This window comes from Cytobacillus gottheilii, from assembly GCF_001636345.1.
Lineage (GTDB): Bacteria > Bacillota > Bacilli > Bacillales > Cytobacillaceae > Cytobacillus > Cytobacillus gottheilii.
In genome coordinates, this window is record NZ_KV440945.1 from 1,058,274 (window position 1) to 1,074,206 (window position 15,933).

General features: G+C 38.8%; 19 protein-coding genes. 10 read left to right on the top strand and 9 right to left on the bottom strand.

Annotated features, from left to right (window positions below):
• The first annotated feature begins 28 nt into the window (after positions 1–28).
• The 4 genes from A6754_RS04985 to spsC all read left to right on the top strand — a co-directional run bounded on the left by A6754_RS04985 (position 29) and on the right by spsC (position 2,155).
• Positions 29–511, top strand: a complete 483-nt coding sequence (locus A6754_RS04985; protein ID WP_066442799.1) for an NUDIX domain-containing protein — start codon at positions 29–31, stop codon at positions 509–511.
• A 155-nt stretch (positions 512–666) separates the two neighbouring features.
• On the top strand, positions 667–792 hold the full coding sequence (locus A6754_RS22900; protein ID WP_161598880.1) for a YuiA family protein: 126 nt from the start codon (positions 667–669) through the stop codon (positions 790–792).
• Between the two features lie 179 nt (positions 793–971).
• A complete protein-coding gene (locus A6754_RS04990) occupies positions 972–1,295 on the top strand; it encodes a YuiB family protein (RefSeq protein WP_066442800.1) in 324 nt (107 codons plus the stop codon).
• 155 nt (positions 1,296–1,450) lie between these two features.
• Entirely contained in the window at positions 1,451–2,155 is a 705-nt protein-coding gene (gene spsC, locus A6754_RS04995; protein ID WP_066442801.1) for a stationary phase survival protein SpsC, read from the top strand.
• Positions 2,156–2,224: 69 nt separating this feature from the next.
• On the opposite strand, the gene A6754_RS05000 is transcribed toward spsC, so the two are convergent.
• Entirely contained in the window at positions 2,225–2,704 is a 480-nt protein-coding gene (locus tag A6754_RS05000; RefSeq protein WP_066442802.1) for a divergent PAP2 family protein, read from the bottom strand.
• A 244-nt stretch (positions 2,705–2,948) separates the two neighbouring features.
• Here A6754_RS05000 and A6754_RS05005 point away from each other — a divergent pair, with 244 nt between their 5' ends.
• A complete protein-coding gene (locus A6754_RS05005; protein ID WP_066442803.1) occupies positions 2,949–4,454 on the top strand; it encodes a leucyl aminopeptidase in 1,506 nt (501 codons plus the stop codon).
• Positions 4,455–4,493: 39 nt separating this feature from the next.
• Here A6754_RS05005 and A6754_RS05010 read toward each other — a convergent pair whose 3' ends face one another.
• The 3 genes from A6754_RS05010 to A6754_RS05020 all read right to left on the bottom strand — a co-directional run bounded on the left by A6754_RS05010 (position 4,494) and on the right by A6754_RS05020 (position 6,368).
• Positions 4,494–5,054: a GNAT family N-acetyltransferase gene (locus A6754_RS05010; protein WP_066442804.1), complete on the bottom strand. Its 561-nt coding sequence runs from the start codon at positions 5,052–5,054 to the stop codon at positions 4,494–4,496.
• 74 nt (positions 5,055–5,128) lie between these two features.
• Positions 5,129–5,665, bottom strand: a complete 537-nt coding sequence (locus A6754_RS05015; RefSeq protein WP_066442805.1) for a GrpB family protein — start codon at positions 5,663–5,665, stop codon at positions 5,129–5,131.
• 232 nt (positions 5,666–5,897) lie between these two features.
• Positions 5,898–6,368, bottom strand: a complete 471-nt coding sequence (locus A6754_RS05020) for a CBO0543 family protein (protein WP_066442806.1) — start codon at positions 6,366–6,368, stop codon at positions 5,898–5,900.
• A 197-nt stretch (positions 6,369–6,565) separates the two neighbouring features.
• Between A6754_RS05020 and A6754_RS05025 the strand changes: the two genes are divergently transcribed.
• The 4 genes from A6754_RS05025 to A6754_RS05040 all read left to right on the top strand — a co-directional run bounded on the left by A6754_RS05025 (position 6,566) and on the right by A6754_RS05040 (position 10,797).
• On the top strand, positions 6,566–7,726 hold the full coding sequence (locus A6754_RS05025) for a TIGR04053 family radical SAM/SPASM domain-containing protein (protein WP_066442807.1): 1,161 nt from the start codon (positions 6,566–6,568) through the stop codon (positions 7,724–7,726).
• Positions 7,727–7,918: 192 nt separating this feature from the next.
• On the top strand, positions 7,919–9,229 hold the full coding sequence (locus tag A6754_RS05030; protein ID WP_066442808.1) for a Na+/H+ antiporter family protein: 1,311 nt from the start codon (positions 7,919–7,921) through the stop codon (positions 9,227–9,229).
• Positions 9,230–9,357: 128 nt separating this feature from the next.
• Entirely contained in the window at positions 9,358–9,951 is a 594-nt protein-coding gene (locus A6754_RS05035; protein WP_066442809.1) for a sulfite oxidase-like oxidoreductase, read from the top strand.
• A gap of 90 nt (positions 9,952–10,041) precedes the next feature.
• Positions 10,042–10,797, top strand: a complete 756-nt coding sequence (locus tag A6754_RS05040) for a DeoR/GlpR family DNA-binding transcription regulator (protein WP_066442810.1) — start codon at positions 10,042–10,044, stop codon at positions 10,795–10,797.
• A gap of 110 nt (positions 10,798–10,907) precedes the next feature.
• Here A6754_RS05040 and A6754_RS05045 read toward each other — a convergent pair whose 3' ends face one another.
• The 4 genes from A6754_RS05045 to A6754_RS05060 all read right to left on the bottom strand — a co-directional run bounded on the left by A6754_RS05045 (position 10,908) and on the right by A6754_RS05060 (position 13,946).
• Positions 10,908–11,432, bottom strand: coding sequence for a MerR family transcriptional regulator (locus tag A6754_RS05045; protein ID WP_066442811.1), 525 nt, complete (start codon positions 11,430–11,432; stop codon positions 10,908–10,910).
• A gap of 283 nt (positions 11,433–11,715) precedes the next feature.
• The gene (locus A6754_RS05050) at positions 11,716–12,762 is read right to left on the bottom strand and encodes an alpha/beta fold hydrolase (RefSeq protein ID WP_257297414.1); all 1,047 of its coding nucleotides are present in this window, start codon (positions 12,760–12,762) and stop codon (positions 11,716–11,718) included.
• A gap of 1 nt (position 12,763) precedes the next feature.
• A complete protein-coding gene (locus tag A6754_RS05055) occupies positions 12,764–13,120 on the bottom strand; it encodes a hypothetical protein (protein ID WP_066442812.1) in 357 nt (118 codons plus the stop codon).
• A gap of 49 nt (positions 13,121–13,169) precedes the next feature.
• Positions 13,170–13,946, bottom strand: coding sequence for a glucose 1-dehydrogenase (locus A6754_RS05060; protein ID WP_066442813.1), 777 nt, complete (start codon positions 13,944–13,946; stop codon positions 13,170–13,172).
• Between the two features lie 237 nt (positions 13,947–14,183).
• On the opposite strand from A6754_RS05060, the gene A6754_RS05065 reads away from it, so the two are divergent.
• Positions 14,184–14,435 (top strand): hypothetical protein, encoded by a 252-nt coding sequence (locus A6754_RS05065; RefSeq protein WP_066442814.1) that lies wholly within the window; start codon positions 14,184–14,186, stop codon positions 14,433–14,435.
• A 55-nt stretch (positions 14,436–14,490) separates the two neighbouring features.
• On the opposite strand, the gene A6754_RS05070 is transcribed toward A6754_RS05065, so the two are convergent.
• Positions 14,491–15,888, bottom strand: coding sequence for an alanine/glycine:cation symporter family protein (locus A6754_RS05070; protein ID WP_257297415.1), 1,398 nt, complete (start codon positions 15,886–15,888; stop codon positions 14,491–14,493).
• Between the last annotated feature and the right edge of the window lie 45 nt (positions 15,889–15,933).

Sequence of the window (15,933 nt, forward strand, 5' to 3'; positions counted from 1 at the left end):
GAAAAATTGCAGTCAGGGAGGAATATAGATGAGCAAGAGGGGGAAGGTTTGGCTTGCAGCAGCTGGTTTAGTCATTTCGGAGCAAGGAGAATGGCTTGTAGTAAAGAAAAAATATGGCGGTCTAAAAGGGATGTGGTCGATCCCAGCTGGCTTTGTCCATGAAGGAGAAACAGCAGATGCTGCTGCAGTGAGAGAGGTTTTCGAGGAAACTGGAATTGCCTGCAAGGTAAAAGGAATGATTGGTTTAAGAACAGGGGTTATAAAAGAGGAAATTAGTGATAATATGCTGATCTTTTTATTGGAGCCCATAGCAGAAAAAAATATTACAATTCAGGAAAAAGAAATAGAAGAAGCAACGTTTATAAAACCTGATTACATTGTTAATCAAACTGAATCCTCCATTATGCTAAAGCATTTATTAAACCGATCAGAAGAGATCATGCAGCAGGCAATTGAAAACATAAATCCAGGAAATCAGTTTTCATATACGGCATATAAATTATTTTTATAATTTTCCGAAATATTACGATAATAAAAGAAAAACAATGCAATAAGTAGTTGTATGCGTTTACAGTAAAGGTTTTCAGTTAAAATTAAGCCTTTCCAAATGGTCTGATCCTTGATATATTATCAGAAAATTCAGTAGTAAGAGGAGATGACAACGCAATGAAATCAAACAGCTATGATACAAAAAATTGTCCATATTGTTCAGGAAAGGGTTATTTTCAACTCTTGCTTGGCGGGTCAGAAACATGCTCCTGCTGCGGAGGGTCAGGAAAGAAAAAAAGTTAACAGTAGCGATAGTTAGTTGCGTTTAATAAAGCTCTCAAATTGAGGGCTTTTTGTTTCGAGTTCATGATGGATTCTCACTTCTAAGTTAGAGAAATCTCCCTTTCCTCCCAATTTTAGTTGACGAAACTCTATTTTTTTCAGTACACTAAATATTGATGTGCTAAGGGGGACAAATACTAATGCAGATGACCATATTTGTGTTGCCAATTTCCATGCTTTTATTTTTTGTTTTATTTTTTGGAATCGGTTTTATTTTGAATATGCTTTTAAGAATGTCCTGGATCATGGCAATAATTTATCCAGTTATAGCCATTTTAATAATTGATCAGGTGCGATTTATAGAATATTTTACAAACACAGGATTTGCTTTTTCAGATCTTGGTACAGAATTATCAAGCTTGGCAATGGCAGATATTTTAATTTTAAGCAGCGGATTGGCAGGTGCCATTGTAGCTGGCATTACCATTAAACTGCTGCGCAAAAAAGGATATCGAATGTTTTAATAGCTCTGCTTTCAAAAAGCGCAGAGCTTTTTTTAATGAATTTTCTTATTGTTCAATAATTTGAAAATAGTAAATTTTTTCGCTTATTCTCTTAACTTATGAATATTTTCTGTTCAGATGGGAAATGAATATGGTTGGGAGGAGTGAAATTTAGTATGAATACATTAAAAAATTGGACAAGACGTATTGTGATGACCATTTTAGTTATGGGTGCAACATTAACGACGTTTGAATCGATCTCAGGAGTAAAAGCTCGAGAAATTGCTGAAGTGGCAGCTGAAAATAATGAATTTTCCCTTATGGAGAAGGTAACACATACATTTAAAACGGTTGGAGTAGCTTTTAAGAAGTTGCAATTAGCAACAGTAGGGGAATCCCAAATCTCTTCAAGTGAGCCTGTGGTTGGAGAGCCTCCAACTTTGGAAGAGTCGATTGATTGGTCACAATATCAGCGAAAAAATGTTGTTGCTACAGGTTATACTGCTTATTATGAATCAACAGGAAAACATCCTAATCACCCAGGATTTGGTATTACATACTCAGGTGTTAAAGTAAAACGTGATTTATATTCAACAGTGGCTGCTGATCTAAATGTATTCCCGATTGGAACCATTTTATTTATCCCTGACTATGGTTATGGGGTAGTTGCCGATAAAGGTGGAGCCATTAAAGGAAATAAACTGGATCTTTACTATGAAACCGTTGATGAAGTTTACCAACATTGGGGAAAGAAGACGCTAGATGTCTATGTTGTGAAAATGGGCGATGGTTCTTTAACAGAAGAGGAACTGACTGCACTGAATGAAAATGAATCCATGCAGGTATTCCGTCAAGCTTATATTAAATCTGCAGAAGAATAATACATGTACATTTCTAAACAAAAAAGACAGGAACTCCCTGTCTTTTTTTGTTGTTGCCGGATATCTTTTCTATATGACGAAAAAATAATAGAGGACAAGCGTTAGCAAGACCCCAGTTAATCCGCCGAATAGGACTTCAATCGGCTTATGGCCAAGAAGCTCTTTTAACTCCTGTCTTTTCTCTTGTTCAGGTTTTTTTTGCCAATCCTTTGCTTCATCTAAAAACCTTTGAAAATCGGCAACAAGCTTATTAAGCACAATAGCCTGTTCGCCAGCTTGGCGGCGTACGCCAGTAGCATCAAACATCGTGATGATTGCAAACACAGCGGATACAGCGAACAGAGCGGAATCTAGTCCAGCTTCCAGTGCGACACCAGTTGATAATGCGGTGACCGCGGCAGAATGTGAACTTGGCATTCCCCCCGTACTCGTCAGCAATGACCAATCTAATCTTTTTGTAGCAATAAATGTGATTGGCACCTTTACAAATTGGGCAAAGAAGATGGCAGCTAGTGCTGACCAAAACGGGAAGTTCATAAATAATTCCATAAAAACCACCTTTGAAAAATTTACACTGCTCTAGTTACTATTCTTCAATATTATTTCTCTTCATGCAAATAAATCAACTCTTTTTTATTTTATACAAAAATATGAAATTATATTGAAGCCAAAAAGACACTATGAGAGCAGAATTACACTAGCTAAAAAAGATTTCTTGAAACTGGATGGTTAGGAAGTCGAAATAAATCAGATAATTATGTATAATAATATTATCAATATTGGGGGTGTTAACATGTTTACAGTACAATCAGAATTAAATTTAGCTGCAGAACACGAATGCTTAATTATTGGGCTTTTTGATCAGCCACAGAAATTTGAAGGCAAATTAGCTCGTATTGATGAAGCATTTGATGGCGCACTAACAGAGCTTGTTAAAAATGGAGACATTTCGGCTAAGCCTAAAGCTATTTCAAAAATACATACATTTCAAAAGGTTGGAAGCAAACGCTTCATTTTTGTAGGTCTGGGAAAAGAAAAGGAATACACTTTTGATCTTTTAAGAGAAGCATTAGGAGCAGCGTTTAAACAAGTTCAGGCTGCGAAGATGACCGAAGCAGCAGTTTATCTGGATTCACTTACTGCAGATTCTCTTGACTCTATTGATGCTGCACACGCTGTAACAGAGTCATTTGCTTTAGCAACATATCAATTTGAAGGCTATAAAGAGAAATCAAATGAACCAGAGAAAAAAATAGAGCACCTTTTTGTATACGGTTCTGAGACTGATGCAGAAGAAATAAAAGCTTCTTTAACAGTTGGTTATGCATATGGGATGGGGACGAATTCTGCCAGAACACTTGTGAATCTTCCAGGCAATATGCTTACTGCAACAGATATGGCTGAATATGCCAAAGAACTGGGTGCACGCTATGAATTTGAAACAGAAATCTTAGAAAAAGAAGATATGATTAAGCTTGGCATGGGTGCTTTATTGGCTGTTAACCAAGGTTCTGTAGAGCCGCCAAAAATGATTGTGTTGAAATATCAAGGCAAGGATGAGTGGGAAGATGTCATCGGCTTGGTTGGAAAAGGGATCACTTTTGACACAGGCGGATATTCGATTAAACCGAAAGATGGGATCGTCGGAATGAAAAGTGATATGGGAGGAGCAGCAGCCGTTTTAGGTGCCATGGAAATCATCGGTGAACTAAAGCCTGAACAAAATGTTGTAGCTGTTATTCCTTCTACTGATAACATGATTAGCGGAGCTGCTCTTAAACCGGATGATGTCATTACATCAATGAGCGGTAAAACCATTGAAGTGTTAAATACGGATGCAGAAGGCAGACTTGCATTAGCAGATGCAGTGACATATGCAAAGCATCATGGAGCTAACTATTTAGTAGATGTAGCAACCTTAACAGGCGGAGTAATTGTTGCGCTTGGGACAAATACAACTGGTGCATTGACGAATAATGAAGCTTTGTTTGAACAGATTTTAGAAGCTTCCCATGAAGCTGACGAACCTGTATGGCAGCTGCCGTTATTTGAAAAGGATAAAAAGAGAGTAAGAAGCAGTAAAATTGCTGATCTCAATAATTCACCAGGCCGTGAAGGACACGCCATTATGGGCGGAGCATTTGTTGGGGAATTTGCGGAAAATACACCTTGGGTTCATTTGGATATTGCGGGTACAGCAACAACGATTCAAGCCTATGACCTAGGACCTTCCGGAGCAACAGGTGTAATGGCTCGAACACTTGCATTGTTTGTTGAACGGTTTGAAACACTTAAATAATTAATTTATGAGAGGCTTCCCTTGGGAGCCTCTCTTATTTTATGGCGAAGGAGCAGCTTCATGTGAGAGAATACCATAACATACAAGATCAATATATTCATTCTCTTTCTTTACATGCTGTCTTAAGATTCCCTCTTTTTTCATTCCTACCTTTTCTAACACTCTTCCTGATGCTGGATTTGATAAAAAGCAGCGAGCAAATACTTTTTGATACTGTTTCTCTTTGAAAGCAAAGTCAATGACGGCTTTAGCTGCTTCTGTACCATAGCCTTTTCCCCAATATTCTTCTCCAACCCAGTAGGCAAGTTCTCCATGATTAAAAAGATGATTGTTAGATAACGCAATTGCTCCGTATAACTCACCCGAAACCTTATCTGTTATGGCAAATTCATATTTCTTATTTTCATTAAAATAGTGTGAATGAAGTCTGATCCACGATAAAGCATCTTCCATTTTGTATGGAAAGGGAAGGTATAAAGTATTTTTATAAATATTGTCATTATTGCATAGCTCGGCAACCCGTGATGCATCATCATTAGTAAATAATCTTAATAGTAACCTGCTGGTTTTGATTGTTTGAGTGGCTGGATTATAGGTCATTCAAAATTCTCCTTTCAGTAGAGCAGACGAAAACGTCTTTGCTTCCACAAGTTGAAATAGAAAACCAAGATGCACTAGTTTTGGCTGGTCCTCTTGCTATAAATGTACTTTACAAACTCCTCTTTATAATCGGTATATTCATTAATTCCAGTTGATGATTTCTCTAAGTACTCTTTTTTAATCTCTAAATATCTTTGTCTAGCTGTTTCGTTTGAATTTAGATAGTCTCTAAAGAAAATCAAATTATTCCAAAGTTCGCTTCTATATTCAGTTAGATGTATATAATGTGTTTTTACTTCATAAGTTTGGTCAGTGAATTTAGCCAATACTATTTCTCCTGGCCGTTCAACCTTTAGCCGTAAAAATCCGCAATTCTTTAAACTGGTAAATAAGCTGCTGTCTGCGTTATTCAAATCATTTACTCCAACTAAAATATCCAAAATAGGCTTTGCAGGCATTCCTTTTATAGCTGTGCTGCCAATATGCTGGATCCAATTCTCGTTCAGTTGAATGTTTTGCAGAAGATGATCTCTCACTCTACTAAACTCTTTTGTCCATTCTGGATTGTAACCCACCAACCTGATTTCATCTCTCTTTAATCCTAACTGCACAAATTCAGCTCCTTTGTGTTGAAAAGACTTTTAAGTAATATTATCATAAAATTCAAAAATTTAGCAGGGGAACTATGCTAAGTAGTCTTAGCTAGAATTACATGCTCGTTAAGGTTTTTAAAGAAGAGGGGATGGAAGAAAGACGATTGATCCGTCGGAGAAGGCTGAGCCCCCGCCGTCTGGGAAAGGGACTAAGCTTTCCCCAGCAGAAATCCATCAATCTGATTTGCATTTAGTCTATTCTTCTAATGAAAGCAATAATGCCGCGGCATACTAACAGTTTTAAAGCCAAGCTAATAAGGGAGTGATGCCAATCCCATCCCCTTTTCCATGTAATCAATTTAGTTTTCCTTTCGGCAAAGGTTTCGATTATGACTTGAGGGATTATAAAAGGAAACAACTTTAGAATAAGGCCAAGAGGCTTACTGTCGACCGTCCATTGATTATAGTAAAGCAGCAGCAGTGGATAAAGAATAAAGTCAAAAGGCAGATGAATGACATACTTCGGAAATAACCGGTGCGGATATTTTAAAAAACCTTTTAGCACTAAATATTTATCGATAAAGGAATTGCCAATCACTGCTACAAGGTAAATAATGACCCAATCCTTTGTTGAACGTTTGAATATGGCAAATGGCAATAGAACAAGTCCAATGACACTGATGCCGACTAAAAATAATTTAGATGATTTCTGATTTTTCATTTTGCCCACCTCTTTATTATTTTGTTTCAAATTTAAATATCTACTCATGAATTATTCGTTAATCGTCTTTTTAGATTGTTTGAATGTGAACAAATTTTCGAATTTATAATAGCTAAATGTAACAAATACCACAGCTTGTCAAATCAATCCTCGATATACTGACTTTGAACAATAATAAATGGGAAAATGGTGATAACATGCATGGCAAAATGGGAGGACATCCCGGACATATGAACAGGTCGTCAATGGACTTTAATGAAAACCCTTTTATCGTTATTTGGGAAGTAACTAGAGCATGTGAATTGAAATGTGTTCACTGCAGAGCCGACGCACAGTTAAGGCGTGATCCTAATGAACTGACAACAAAAGAAGGTTTTGAATTAATTGATCAGATATATGAAATGAATAAACCAATGCTTGTCTTTACCGGCGGAGATTGCATGATGAGGGAAGATTTGTTTGAACTTGCTGAATATGCGGTGCAAAAAGGTATGCGTGTGTCTATGACGCCAAGTGCAACAGCAAATGTCACAAAAGAGAAAATGGAGCGCGCCAAAAGTGTCGGGCTTTCCCGCTGGGGACTTAGTTTGGATGGACCAACTCCAGAAATTCATGATCACTTCAGGGGAACATCTGGCTCTTTTGATTTAACGGTTGAAAAAATCCACTATCTAAATCAACTGAACATGCCGCTGCAAATTAATACTGTTATTTCACGCTACAACTATGACCACCTTGAGCAAATGGCAGAACTGGTTAAAGATTTAAAAGCAGTGATGTGGTATATCTTTTTGCTTGTTCCTACAGGAAGAGGGCAGCAGGATGCATGCTTGACACCACTTGAACACGAAAAAGTGTTTAAATGGCTTTATGAATTAGGCAAAACAGCTCCTTTTGATATTAAAACAACTGCTGCTCAGCATTACCGCCGTGTTGTTTTGCAGCAGAAAGTGAAGGACAAGCTTGTAGCTGGGGATAAAATTGAGTACGAGGACACAATTGTGAGAGACTCTGCATCAGGCATCGACGGATTGAGCCGTGCTCCAAAAGGCGTCAATGATGGAAATGGCTTTATATTTGTATCACATACAGGGGACGTATTGCCAAGCGGACTTCTCCCAATTAGAGTTGGAAATGTGCGTGAAAAACCACTAAAGGACATATATCGAAATGCCCCGGTCTTAAAGGAATTGCGTAATCCAGATCTTTATAAAGGCAAATGCGGTGTATGTGAATATCGATTCGTTTGCGGAGGATCCCGCTCTAGAAGCTATGCTGTTACAGGCGATTACCTTGAGAGTGAACCATATTGTGTATACATTCCGAAAGAATTAAGAGGGAAGAAGGCAGTATTGTAAAAGTAGAAGCCGGAGATTTATTTCTCTGGCTTCTGTTTTATTATTAACGCAACAAAAAGAACTCCATACTCTTTATCACACTAGCGAACTAAAATAAAATGATTGACATGCACTGCAATAATATGATAATTTTATAATCGTATTTTAGTTCTCTACCAATTTATCGTAATAAAGCAAAAGGGGTTTACTATTATGAATTCAGTCATCATTGCTGTATTAATTATGCTATTACTTAGCTTATTCAGAGTAAATGTTGTTCTCGCGTTAATCACAGGTGCTGTAATCGGAGGCTTAACGGGTGGCCTTAATCTAACAGAAACGATTGAAGTTTTTTCAGGCGGTCTTGGCGGAAGTGCAGAAGTTGCTTTAAGCTATGCACTGCTTGGCGGATTTGCGGTTGCAATCTCAAGCACAGGTCTTCCGAATGTATTAGTAGACTGGGTGCTGGGCAAGGTAGCTGCGAATGGAGAAGGCCGAGGAAAAACACTGTCGAAGGCTTTTATGATTTTTGCTATTTTATTAATGGCCTGCATGTCACAGAATGTTATTCCCATTCATATTGCCTTTATACCGATTTTGATTCCGCCGCTTTTAAAGATTATGAATGAACTGCAAATAGATCGCAGACTGATTGCAGCAGTGCTGACTTTCGGGTTAACGGCTCCGTATATGCTGATTCCTGCTGGGTTCGGACAGATCTTTCATGAGATCCTTGCAGAGAACATGAATAATAGCGGACTTGCTATAAATATGAATGATATTCCGGTAGCAATGCTGATTCCGGTAGGCGGGATGGCAGTTGGTTTGGCTATTGCGTTTATATCATATAGAAAAAATAGAAGCTATTCAGATATTAGTGTTGTCGATCAAGAAAAAATCTCTTATCGAAAAAAGGATATCCTTTTCGGACTCGCAGCCATTGCTGCAGCTCTTATTGTTCAAATTGTTACGGATTCTATGATTATAGGTGCTGTATCAGGACTAATTGTTCTGTATATCAGCGGAGCTGTTAAGTGGAAGGAAGCTGATCAACTTTTAACAGATGGAATGAAAATGATGGCCTTTATTGGATTTGTCATGCTGGCAGCGTTTGGTTTTGCAGAAGTAATGAAGGCAACTGGTGACGTAGAGTCACTCGTTCAGCTTGCGGCAGATGCAGTAGCTGGGAATAAGGCAATGGCTGCCTTGCTGATGCTTGTTGTTGGTTTGCTGGTGACGATGGGAATTGGTTCTTCGTTTTCAACTATTCCAATTATTACAACGATCTTTGTTCCGCTTGCACTTGAACTTGGCTTTAGCCCAATGGCAACGATCGCACTTGTTGGAACAGCAGCTGCCCTTGGGGATGCAGGTTCACCAGCGTCTGATAGTACCCTCGGACCGACATCTGGATTAAATGCAGACGGTCAGCATAACCACATCTGGGATACATGTGTTCCAACATTTCTTCACTACAATATCCCGCTTATCGCTTTTGGCTGGATTGCAGCAATGATTCTATAAATGAGAGAGTGTCCATTTGCTTGGGCACTTTTTTTATTATATAGGCATTTTAGAATGTAAAATATATCACTATCCTTATGAATCAGGTATTAGGGTATGATAAAAGTAAAAACAAAGGAGTGGTTCATATGTATTTCGGAAAAATAAAAAAACATACTTCCTCCAGAGTTCCGCCGAATCAGAATGTCACAACAACTTTTCCAGTTCTTCACCATGGCAATGTTCCTTATTACTCTGACATGAGTCAATGGTCGCTGCAGATCTTCGGAGAGGTACACTACCCTATAACATTAGGATATGATGAAGTATTAAAGCTGGAGCAGAAAGAGTATCAAAATGATATTCATTGTGTCACGGGCTGGTCGAAGCTTGATACGGTATGGACAGGTATATCCTGCAGGTCTATTGCACAGCGTGTAAAAGTAAAAGAGAATGCTCGCTACGTCATTTTACATGCGGAGGAGGATTGGAGCACCAATATTCCGATAGAGGATTTTATGAAAGAAAGCAGTTTGCTTGCTCATTCCTACAACCATGAAAAGCTGACTCCTGAGCATGGTTTTCCATTGCGTGCCGTTTTTCCGCATCTGTATTTTTGGAAAAGTGCCAAGTGGCTAAGAGGCATTGAATTTTCAGCAGTGGATACACCAGGATTTTGGGAGAGAAACGGCTATCATAATTATGGTGACCCCTTTAAGGAGCAGCGCTTTACATGGGATTGACGTAAATTCATTAAATTACTTGAATTCACTTAAATAATGACTTAAAATTAACTAGAAATACTTACAATTACTTAAAAAGTAGCTGATCAAATGTACCAAGAAGAACGAATTATTCGGATCATGCATTATTTAAAGGAAAACAACTCGATTTCCATTGATCAAATTTGCCATCTTTTTGATGTCTCACGTGATACCGCACGAAGGGATCTTGTTAGACTTGAAGAAGACCGTGTGATTATTCGAACCCGAGGCGGTGCGATTTTGCCGTCATCTCATCATGAAATAAAAAATTATGAGAAAAGGCTGATTACGGTATCAAAAGAAAAGAAGAGTATCGGCAAAAGGGCAGCTTCGCTTATTGGCGAAGGAGATAAAGTGATATTGGATGCATCGACAACGGTGCAGTCCTGTGCCGAACAGTTGAATGATATTCCCTGTACGATCATTACAAATTCCATCAATGAGGCTGAAATCTTATCTCATCTTAAGCAAGTGGATATTATTCTGCTTGGAGGCATGCTTCATAAGGAGCATCGTTTCTTGTATGGTTCTTCTGTGATAGAAAAGCTCAGCCATTATCGTGTTGATCGTGCATTTATCGGCGTTGTTGGTGTTTCCGAAGCTGGAATTACTTTGGCGCATGAAGAGGATGGTATGGTGAAAAGGAAAATGATTCAGCAGGCGAGTCAGACCATCGTTTTAGCGGACCATACAAAGCTTGGTGTTACCGACTTTTTCTGCATAGCCGGACTGGACGAAATTGATTTGCTTATTACAGATCAGATGCCAGATCATGAATTTGTGAAATTGTTAGAGCGATTTAATGTGGAGCTTCTTATCGCATAGTGATGGTCGGCGTAACCTATTCAATTAGGGCGTGACAGATTATTTTATGTTTGGTCCACTTTAAATAAAAGCGTTACAGCATCTGCTGTAACGCTATTTAGCTTGTTTTTTTATCCAAAAAGCATGGTGAAAAAGCTTTTTCTTTTTAATTTTTTCTCTGGTATCTCCTGATCTAAAAGCAGGAGTGTATCCTGGGGACGCGGCGGGAACTTTTGCAGAGTGCTGGCTGTGGCTTCAAGAGCAGACATTCGTTCGTTGAGTGACGTAATTTGTTTTTGCAATTCTTCCATTTCTTGACGATGCTGTAAAAGCTGATAGGACACAACATCATCTGCTTTACGATTAATCCGGAGCTCCAGCTCGTCAATTCTCTTTAGAAGCTCGATTGTACGGTGGTCTTTTTCTTCTTTTTTCACGATGCCATTTCTTCGCTTTTTGCTCATTACGCTGATTTCCTGAAGATTCTTTCCTGCCTGCAGCTGTTCATGGACTTGCGTCAGTAATGCAACATCATTTTCGGAAAACGAATAATGGCCTAACTCATTGCGTTTCATCTGCAGATCAAGCTGCTTCACCCAGCGCTGAACTGTACTTTTTGATACATTAAGCAATTGCGCGACATTTGTTGTATTCATGAACATTCCCTCCTTTACTGTATATAAAAATTCAACTTCTCTCTTTTTTTTCCTGTATGGTTGACAAAAGAAGTTCTTATTAGACAAAGAAGGTGATATTCTAACAATTTTTAGAGGGAAATGTCGGTTTATTGATATAAGGAATTGAGATATTCCTTAAAAACAAAGGCAGCGAAGCCTAAATAACACATGTGAGTATGATGAAAATCAAACGCAGTTTCTTGAGATAAAACACCTGTCACTTACACTACCTCCTCTCAGAATTATTTACTGGTGTTGTATTCTAACCTAGTCTGATCGGATTTGAACGAACCGATAACCAGCTGTTTAAAAATTCCTGTACTTCTCTATTGCTTGCCAGTGTGGCGTGCCCGCCTTTTAGAGCATAAAATGTTTTGTCTTTACTCGATACAAGATCCATAACTGGCTGAACTTGTTCCTTGGGTACCAGGCGATCAACATTTGAGCCAACAGCAAGCAAGTTTGCATTTATGTTTGATAATTTGACAGGTTCCCCATCGATTAATAATGTCTCATTGATTAATCCATTTTCAATTCCAAGGGTCTGAATCATTTGTTTTAGTGCCGCTCCTGAAAAAGGAATATGCGAATCAGCCCAAAAATTAAACCTTTTCCATTTTAGTGCATATTCTTCATCATTCCCTTTTCTTAATAGTGATAAATAAGGAGATACATAGACAGGAGAGGCGACAACTCTAAGTCCAATTCTCATTAAGTCAGGTGGTACCACTCCTACTGTATCTAAAATGGCATCAAAATCTATTTCTCCATTTCGAAGACTATTCTGCCATTCATCAAATATAGGGAAATGGGAAAAGTCTATAGGAGCAACAGCCAGAACAAGATTTTGGATGGGTTCATCGGCAATGGCGGCATAGATTGAAGCAAAAGTGCCGCCCATGCAGAAGCCTATGACAGAAATATGTGATGCTCCGCTGTGAACTAAGGCGCGCTGCACGCCTTTTTTAATATAGCGAAGAATATAATCAGCCATTGTAAGGCCCTTATCTGCGTAAGTTGGAATACCGAAATCCAGCAGATAGATATCATAGCCTTTTTCGTTAAAAAATTGAATTAAGCTATATCCTGGACCTAAGTCTAAGATGAAAGGCTGGTTAATCAGTGAATAAATAAAATACAAAGGAGTATCATATTTTTTTTGCTGTGCTGGATAGTACCAGAGGGTGGCTTTATTCTTTTTCCAAACCGCTTGTCTGGGAGTTAGGCCAACTTCAGGAGCTGGACTAGTGACTGTTTTAAAGACATTAATCAATCTGTTATTAAAGAGCTCATCCATTTCAGAAGCCATTTCAACGGTTATCCCTTTGTGTTTGATTGGCTGAAAGGATATTTGTCTGTAAATCTTGAATAGCATTTATTAAGGAGATCATTTGATATTCAAGATTATCAATTTTTTCCTCAGACTGAACAACCATGTTTGTCGTATTTGCCAAATCATTTTTAGTAGGAAAATTAAATGGAACGGAAAGCATTTCCATTGTATTTTGGAGGCTGCTCATTCCTTTAGCCATCCCATTTGCACGCTGTGAGGCAAAATTCACGAATGCAGGTTTATTTAAGTGGTTCTGAATAGAGCGATTGATCATTTGCTCTACTTGAAAACCCGATCTAGTTAATATGTTAAAAAACTGTTGTGTTATATCCATTTTGTTTTATTCCTTTCTATTGTTAAGTGTTTTAGTATACAAAGGTTTATTACAGAGAGGCTGTCAGTCCCCCGTCCAGTACCATGACTTGACCTGTCATGTAATCAGAAGCTTTGGAGGATAAAAAGAGAGCAGCACCCTTAAGATCCTTTTCATCTCCAAACCGCGCTGCTGGAATTTTTCTTAAGATGCCAGGTTTAGCATGCTCCATTGCTGCAGTAATTTTTGTAGGGAAAAGGCCAGGAGAAAGGGCATTTACTTGTATATTAAAGGGAGCAAGTTTAACAGCTAAATCTTTTGTAAAAGAAATGACAGCGCCTTTGCTCGTACTATAGGCAATCGCATCTAAGAATGCTGCCGGTGCTCCGTACATGCCTGTAACGGAAGTGATGTTAATGATTTTTCCTGAACCCTGCTGCTTCATGATCGTCGCTGCTGCTTGTGAGAATAAGAATGTTCCTTTTACATTGACATCCATGACCTTTTGCCACTTATCCTCCGGTAATGTAAGAGCATCGCCAATCCAAGAAGCACCGCTGTTGTTGATCAGAATGTCTAATGTACCAAACTGCTTAATTGTTTCTTTCACGACCTGATGTATCTCTTCTGCATTTCTGATATCACAGGCTAAGGCTATGGCTTTTACGTTATAAAGCTCTTGTATTTCTTCACAGGTCTTCTCACATTGCTCCAGCTTTCGGGAGCAAATGACGATATTAGCTCCAGCTTCTGCAAGTGCATGAGCCATTTGCCTCCCCAGACCTCTGCCGCCGCCAGTGACAATGGCTGTTTTTCCTTTTAAATCAAACAAATCTGCTAATTCCAATTCAATGACACCTTCCCTCTTTATCATCACCTGTAAGTCAAATGTCAGCATAACGAAACACTGATGCTGCTGCTCATCATATTTCGTATGGCCAAATAAAAGATTTTCACTTTTCTTATATCATATAGACAAGCATGGGTGATGGTGCTCAAATTGTGTGATTTGCCTGCTGCCTGTTTTGCTGAAGTATAAGTTTTGGGAATGATGGTTAGATATGATAAGAGAAGGAGTGAGAGTGTGCAAAATGATGAAGTGAATTTTGAGCAGGTCTTTACGTTTGCAGGTCGTGCTCACTTATATGAGAGGATCGGAAGCAAGCTGTGGATTTATCAGCATTGGAGTGAGGAGGAATTGCACATCTTAGAGCTTTTTCTGCAGGTATACGGGTTTGATGAAGAGCAAGCATTGTTTATGGATGACTTCCTCTATCATTTTCGAATATTTAAAAATATGCATCAATATCATGATATGTCACGGTATCATTTTTAAAGTGGAAAAGGTGAGGTCCCAAGCTTGGGAACCTCACCTTTTGTATACTCTCTAATTACTTTACGGTCTTTTTATAATGATTTGCAAAGAAATCCTCTGTATCTGCGACAATCACTTTTCTTAGAAGGATTAGACCTATCAAGTTTGGAATCATCATTAAAGCATTCGCCATATCAGCAAATGCCCATACGGTTGTGAGGTTAGCTGCTGCTCCAATTCCGCAGGCTAAAATATAGATCGCTCTGTAGCTCATAATGCCTTTTGTGCCAACGATATACTCAAAGCATTTTTCGCCATACACATACCAGCCGACAATAGTCGAAAAGCCAAAGAAAATAACAGAGAAGGCAACAATATATTCTCCAGCTGTTCCTAATACAGAAGCGAACGCTGCACTTGTTAAAGCTCCGCCTTCTAAAGCGGGATCATGTGCAACTCCGGAAAGCAATCCGCCTGTTGTATCCCAGAAGCCTGTAATAATAAGAACAAGTCCTGTCATTGTACAGACAATAATCGTAACGATAAACGTTCCAGTCATGGCAACCAATGCTTGTTTAACCGGATGATCGGTTTTCGCATTTCCGGCAATTAATGCTGCAGTTCCTAACCCAGCTTCATTTGAGAAAATTCCACGGGCAACACCATTTTTTATGGCATCCATCACTAGAATACCTGCGAATCCGCCTGCAGCGGCGACAGGGTTGAATGCATAATGAAAGATGGTTTCAAATGCTGGAATAATTTGATCATAATTGATAAAAAGAATGATTAAGGAGCCAGCGATATATAGAAAGGCCATAATGGGCACAAAGAAGCTTGCTACTGTACTTATTCTCTGAATACCCCCGAACACAATGAGAGCGGTTAAGGCGGCAAGAATTACGCCAGTCACAATTTCATTCACACCAAATGAATCCTTCATCACAGAGGCAATTGTATTTGACTGCACACTATTGCCAATTCCAAATGCTGCAAAAGCACCAAAGATAGCAAATAAAATGGCGAGCCATTTAAACTTTCTGCCTAATCCATATTCTATATAATACATTGGACCGCTTGAATATTCGCCATGTGCATTTTTCTTGCGGTACTTCATCGCCAGAAGAGCTTCTGCATACTTGGTAGCCATGCCCAGTAACCCGACAATCCACATCCAGAAAATAGCTCCAGGACCTCCGAGTGTAATGGCAGTAGCAATTCCTGCAATATTTCCGTTTCCAATTGTAGCAGCAAGTCCGGTCATTAAGGCTTTAAAATTACTTACGTCCCCTTCAGAATCATCTGTAGCTCGTCCTTCTCGCGTAAATGCAAGCTTAAAAGCATACATTAACCTTGAAAATTGAATTCCTTTTAACAATAATGTGAGGAGGACTCCAGTCCCAAATAACAATAGCAGGCTGGGTGTTCCCCACAGAACACTGTTTATTTCATTCAATATTTCTAAAATATCCAAGATGTTAACCCCTTTTCGTCTGTGAAGTGACCATTTCTCCATTAC

What these genes read in the sequence shown, in the direction of transcription:
- A6754_RS05045 (WP_066442811.1), bottom strand. Translation starts at nt 11,432, where the DNA reads ATGAATACAACAAATGTCGCGCAATTGCTTAATGTATCAAAAAGTACA.
- A6754_RS05050 (WP_257297414.1), bottom strand. Translation starts at nt 12,762, where the DNA reads ATGGCTTCTGAAATGGATGAGCTCTTTAATAACAGATTGATTAATGTC.
- spsC (WP_066442801.1), top strand. Translation starts at nt 1,451, where the DNA reads ATGAATACATTAAAAAATTGGACAAGACGTATTGTGATGACCATTTTA.
- A6754_RS05005 (WP_066442803.1), top strand. Translation starts at nt 2,949, where the DNA reads ATGTTTACAGTACAATCAGAATTAAATTTAGCTGCAGAACACGAATGC.
- A6754_RS05000 (WP_066442802.1), bottom strand. Translation starts at nt 2,704, where the DNA reads ATGGAATTATTTATGAACTTCCCGTTTTGGTCAGCACTAGCTGCCATC.
- A6754_RS05035 (WP_066442809.1), top strand. Translation starts at nt 9,358, where the DNA reads ATGTATTTCGGAAAAATAAAAAAACATACTTCCTCCAGAGTTCCGCCG.
- A6754_RS04985 (WP_066442799.1), top strand. Translation starts at nt 29, where the DNA reads ATGAGCAAGAGGGGGAAGGTTTGGCTTGCAGCAGCTGGTTTAGTCATT.
- A6754_RS05055 (WP_066442812.1), bottom strand. Translation starts at nt 13,120, where the DNA reads ATGGATATAACACAACAGTTTTTTAACATATTAACTAGATCGGGTTTT.
- A6754_RS05010 (WP_066442804.1), bottom strand. Translation starts at nt 5,054, where the DNA reads ATGACCTATAATCCAGCCACTCAAACAATCAAAACCAGCAGGTTACTA.
- A6754_RS04990 (WP_066442800.1), top strand. Translation starts at nt 972, where the DNA reads ATGCAGATGACCATATTTGTGTTGCCAATTTCCATGCTTTTATTTTTT.
- A6754_RS05020 (WP_066442806.1), bottom strand. Translation starts at nt 6,368, where the DNA reads ATGAAAAATCAGAAATCATCTAAATTATTTTTAGTCGGCATCAGTGTC.
- A6754_RS05040 (WP_066442810.1), top strand. Translation starts at nt 10,042, where the DNA reads ATGTACCAAGAAGAACGAATTATTCGGATCATGCATTATTTAAAGGAA.
- A6754_RS05030 (WP_066442808.1), top strand. Translation starts at nt 7,919, where the DNA reads ATGAATTCAGTCATCATTGCTGTATTAATTATGCTATTACTTAGCTTA.
- A6754_RS22900 (WP_161598880.1), top strand. Translation starts at nt 667, where the DNA reads ATGAAATCAAACAGCTATGATACAAAAAATTGTCCATATTGTTCAGGA.
- A6754_RS05025 (WP_066442807.1), top strand. Translation starts at nt 6,566, where the DNA reads ATGCATGGCAAAATGGGAGGACATCCCGGACATATGAACAGGTCGTCA.